The following is a 5,274-nucleotide window of genomic DNA, read 5'->3' on the forward strand; positions in this document are numbered from 1 at the left end:
GGGGGATGCAGGAAACGTGTTCATCAGTGCCCGCGATATCGTCTTTGATGGGGTGGATAGGAACGGATTTTCTAGTGGAGTCTTCAGCACAGCAGAGAAGAAAGCCATAGGTAATGGTGGTTATATAGACATCTCTACCAGATCGCTTTCTGTCAGCAATGGTGCTGAAGTTGCTACCATTAGTCAAGGGAATAATAACGCGGCAGGCAGTATAAAAGTTGCAGCACACTCTATCCGGTTGGACAACGGAGCTGCGATCGCAGCAGAAACTGCCTCTGGTAAAGGTGGCAATATTACCTTAGAAAATCATCGGGAAAATCTAGATTTATTATTAATTCGCCGTGGCAGTAGAATTTCTACAACCGCAGGCATTGAAAACCAGGGTGGAGACGGTGGAAACATCATTATCAATGCTCCTCATGGCTTCATTATTGCCGTACCCAATGAAAATAGTGATATTACTGCTAATGCTTTCACAGGCAGGGGAGGGAACGTTCAAATCAGCGCTTTTGGTGTTTACGGCACTCAATTTCGAGACAAAGAAAACCCACAAACAAGCGATATCACTGCTAGTTCCCAGTTTGGAATTAACGGCACTGTAGAACTCAACACACCCAACATTGACCCTAACAGTGGCTTAGTCAACTTACCCACCGTACCAGTTGATACCCATGTAGTCCAAGGTTGTACTGCGGGTAGCTCTCAAGCACAAAGCAAATTTATCATCACCGGACGCGGTGGCTTACCACCTAATCCAGGTGAAGCCCTCAGCGCTGATGCAGTGCAGGTAGATTTGGTGGCTCTCAACCCAGAAGTAGGTAAACCCTCTACTCCAGCAGTTTCCACAAATCCCATTAACCCAACACCAGCTCGCATAGTAGAAGCTACTGGTTGGGTAATTGCTGCTAATGGCGATGTAATTCTCACTAGCTCTGCACCCACTGTCACGCCTCATTCTTCGTGGCAGAGGACAGCCGATTGCCGTGTGTTAAATCAACGCCAGGGAGGTTGAGCAACTTACACTGTCTATTTTTAGTAAAAACGCGGTGCGAGTGGGGGCAAAAACATGGCAAGAAAAAAATCTAGATTACGGAAAATCAAACGCTTTTTAAGTGTACTGCTACTTTTGTCTATCTTCTTAGGCGCTCTTTTATTGCCCCCCACTTTCGCACATGTAACTGCGGAAAACTCCATTGTTCAAAGGTTGCCCAATGCCCAGAGCTTGCTGGAACAGGGCAGTAAATTTTATGAAACCGAACGGTTTGCTGAAGCTGCTACTTCTTGGCAACAGGCTATCTCTGCATTACAAGGCAATGGGGATGAACAAAGGCTTGCGATCGCACTGGGTAATCTCTCATTAGCTTATCAGCAATTGGGACAGTGGTCAGAGGCAGAAACTGCGATCGCTCAAAGTCTCAACTTATTACAAACTGCTCAAAATATAAATACCAAAGAGCGATCCCAAATTCTAGCCCAAGTTCTAGATATCAAAGGTCGCTTGCAATTGGCTCAAAACAAAGCTGAAGATGCCCTGGATACTTGGCGAGTATCACTTGACATTTATACCAAAATAGGCAATCAGAGGGCGGCTATTCAAAATCGGATTAACCAAGCACAGGCTTTGCAAGCTTTAGGGTTTTATCGGCAAGCCGAGAAGACGTTAAGAGAAAGTACCCAGATTCTCCAAAATCAACCCAACTCACCTGTTAAAGTTGCAGCCCTGCATAGTCTCGGTAATGTCGTGCAAGTTACAGGTGATTTAGAAACATCTCGGCAGATATTGCAGCAAAGTTTAGAAGTAGCTTCATCGTTGCCAGATCAAGAAGCGATCGCTGATATTCTCCTCAGTCTGGGTAATACAGCCCGTGTTCAGCAGGACATGCAAACAGCCATAAAATTTTATCAACAAACTATCAAAACTACAATCTCACCCACTACACGTATCCAAGCTCAAGCCAATCAACTAAGACTATTGCTGAAAACCGATCAATTGTCAGCTTTCCAAACATTGTCCTCCCAAATTAAAACTCAGCTTAACGACTTACCCATTAGTCGGACAGCAATTTCTGCCCGCATTAACTTTGCCCAAAGTCTAATGCAATTCCGAAAAAAAACCGCCGCAGACACGGACTCATGGTTGGACATTGCTCAACTACTCCCAACTGCTATTGAGCAAGCAAAAAGTTTGCAAGATAAACGCACAGAATCTTATGCTATTGGTGTTTTAGGGCAAGTTTACGAACAAACTCAACAGTGGTCTGATGCCCAAAAGCTTACCCAACAAGCCTTGCTCATCGCTCAAGATATCGATGCTAAAGACATTGGCTATCAATGGCAATGGCAACTGGGACGTTTGCTTAAAGCTAAGGGAGATATAAAAGGAGCAGTAGCAGCTTACACAGAAGCAGTTAATAACCTCCAAGCCCTCCGCAGTGATTTAGTTGCTGTCAATTCTGCGGTGAAATTTTCCTTTCGAGAGGAAGTTGAACCAGTTTATCGACAGTTGGTTGATTTACTTTTGCAATCTCAGGGTAACTCGCAAGTGAGCTTTGAAAATCTCGCAAAAGCCAGCAATACAATCGAATCACTCCAAATAGCAGAACTAGAAAACTTCTTTCGCAACAACTGTTTGAATGCTCAAATTCGTAATCCAAAAAAAGATCCAACAGCAGCAATTATTTATCCATTTATTTTGCCAGACCGATTAGAGGTGATCGTTGAGTTGCCTCAACAGCGTTGGTTGCACTACACTACCCCTGTAGTTGAAAAAGAATTGAAAACTACTTTAGAGCAACTACAAAAAAATCTACCCAAACCACATACGCGGCTACAGGTTCAATCTTTATCCCAGAAAGTTTACAAATGGCTGATTCAACCTGCTGAAGCTGCTTTAGCTGAAAGTAAGACTCCTACTTTGGTGTTTGTGCTGGATGGTTGGTTGCGGAATATTCCGATGGCAGCTCTCTACGATGGCAAACAGTATCTAGTTGAGAAGTATAACATTGCACTCACCCCCAGTCTGCAACTGATTGAACCCAAAACATCACAGAAGGAATTCAAGGCAATAGCCGCAGGATTGAGTGAAGCAAGTTCGGGATTTTCTGCACTACCTAACGTCAAACTTGAATTAGAACAAATCCGCTCTCAAGTTCCTAGCAGCATCCTTCTGAATCAAGAATTTACCAGCAAAACTTTGCAAAATCGGATTAATTCTCTATCTTTCCCTATCGTTCATCTTGCAACTCATGGTCAGTTTAGCTCTAAGGCTGAGGAGACATTTATTGTCGCTTGGAATGAGCGTATTTATGTCAAAAAGTTAAATGAGTTAGTGCGAACACTAGAGCAAAATAGACCCGAAACGATTGAATTACTCATTCTTAGTGCCTGTCAAACAGCAACCGGAGACGAACAAGCCGCACTAGGAATTGCTGGTGTCGCTTTTCAGGCAGGAGCACGCAGCACCATCGCTTCTTTGTGGAACTTGGATGATGAGTCTACTGCTGTGTTGATGAGTCAATTTTACCAAGAGTTAGGCAACAAAAACCTGACTAAAGCTGAAGTACTCCGTCGCGCCCAGCTAGCTCTTTTGCAAAATCCCAAATACAAACGTCCCAGGTTTTGGGCCCCCTATGTTCTGCTAGGCAATTGGCTTTGAGCCACTCTCACCACTTCAAGCGGTGGAATTCAGGCTAGAGTTGGAGTTAACTTATTGTTTATTTACTTACGCAGATGCGATCGCATCGACTGACAACGCCATTGTATCGACTGACAATGCGATTGTATCGGCTGACAATGCCATTGTATCGACTGACAATGCGATTGTATTGACTTGCAATGCGATTGTATTGGGTGACAATGCGATTGCATCGGCTGACAATGCCATTGCATCGACTAACAATACGATTGTATCGGCTGACAATGCCATTGCATCGACTGATGAATTATACTGTATAAATTTATGCAAATAAATTAGTCATTTTTGCGTAAAAATAACGCGATCGCAACTGAGAATTATCCAGAGGTGACTACAAGCACCGTAAACCCACATTAGTGGTGTGACATAACCAAAAATTTAGCAACTGCTGTTTGCTTAAAGGGGTGCAATGTCCAAGATAAGTATTCGTTGGGGCTGGTTTATAGGAATTGCAATATGTGGTTCAAGCATTTGCAGTACAAATTGCGCTTTTGCCCAAATTATCCCAGATGGGACTTTGCCTAATAACTCTAGTGTCAAATTAGAAGGAAACAACAGCATCATTGAAGGAGGAACCCAAGCAGGTGGGAACTTGTTCCACAGCTTTCGGGAATTTTCTGTCCCGACTAACGGTGCTGCTTTGTTTAATAATACAGTGGATATTCAGAATATTATCAGTCGGGTAACGGGTGGATTAGTCTCTAAGATTGATGGGTTAATTGGCACTAAGGGCACAGCTAATTTGTTTCTAATTAATCCCAATGGAATTGTATTTGGTCAGAATGCTTCGTTAAATATTGGTGGTTCTTTTGTGGCGACTAGTGCGAATGCACTGCAATTTGGAAATATCGGATTTTTTAGCGCTAGTGAGAAAAATATCCCTTCACCGTTGTTAACTATTAATCCTTCAGCATTGCTGTTTAATCAGATTAATCAAAACGCAGTGATTCAAAATAACTCAGTTGCATTTGCAGGAATTGATCCAGCAGGCTTTGATGCATTTGGTTTACGAGTACCAGATGGTAAGAGTTTACTGCTGGTGGGTGGTAATGTCAGCATGGATGGGGGACGATTAAATGCTAATGGTGGACGAGTTGAGTTAGGAGGGTTGGGCGAACCTGGTACTGTAGCGCTGGGTGTAGATGGCGATAATCTCAGCTTGATATTTCCTGATAATGTTGCGCGAACAGATATATCCCTGACTAATAGTTCATATTTACTTGTAACTGGGGCTAGTGGCGGTAATATTGCAGTCAATGCTAAAAATCTAGAGATTTTAGGAGGAACTATTCTAAGTGCTGGTATTGGGCAAAGTTTGGGGACACCTGAAACCGTTGCAGGAGATATTACCCTGAATGCTACCGGGTCAATCAACGTTGCTGGTGGGAGCATAGTTCGTAATCTTGTGCGCTTGGGGTCACTTGGCAATGGGGGTAACATTACTATCGATTCTGGTTCTTTCTCGTTACGCGATCGCGCTCAACTTTCTGCTGGAACTTCGGGACTTGGGAATGCGGGGAATGTGACAGTGCGTGCCAAAAATGCTGTTGACCTTGCAGATAATGCTGGCATCCTCAGCA

The 5,274-nt window shown here is 43.5% G+C and carries 3 protein-coding genes and 1 pseudogene; all 4 read left to right on the plus strand.

Annotated features, from left to right (window positions below):
* Positions 1-1,012, plus strand: a pseudogene (locus ACFFAP_RS11120) (filamentous hemagglutinin); the annotation flags it as partial.
* 54 nt (positions 1,013-1,066) lie between these two features.
* Positions 1,067-3,655 (plus strand): CHAT domain-containing protein, encoded by a 2,589-nt coding sequence (locus ACFFAP_RS11125; protein ID WP_375511271.1) that lies wholly within the window; start codon positions 1,067-1,069, stop codon positions 3,653-3,655.
* A 22-nt stretch (positions 3,656-3,677) separates the two neighbouring features.
* Positions 3,678-3,968: a hypothetical protein gene (locus tag ACFFAP_RS11130; protein WP_375511272.1), complete on the plus strand. Its 291-nt coding sequence runs from the start codon at positions 3,678-3,680 to the stop codon at positions 3,966-3,968.
* 135 nt (positions 3,969-4,103) lie between these two features.
* Positions 4,104-5,274, plus strand: a 1,171-nt coding sequence (locus tag ACFFAP_RS11135; protein ID WP_375511273.1) for a filamentous hemagglutinin N-terminal domain-containing protein, incomplete at its 3' end; no start/stop codon positions are given.

Source organism: uncultured Nostoc sp., assembly GCF_964245575.1.
Lineage (GTDB): Bacteria > Cyanobacteriota > Cyanobacteriia > Cyanobacteriales > Nostocaceae > Nostoc.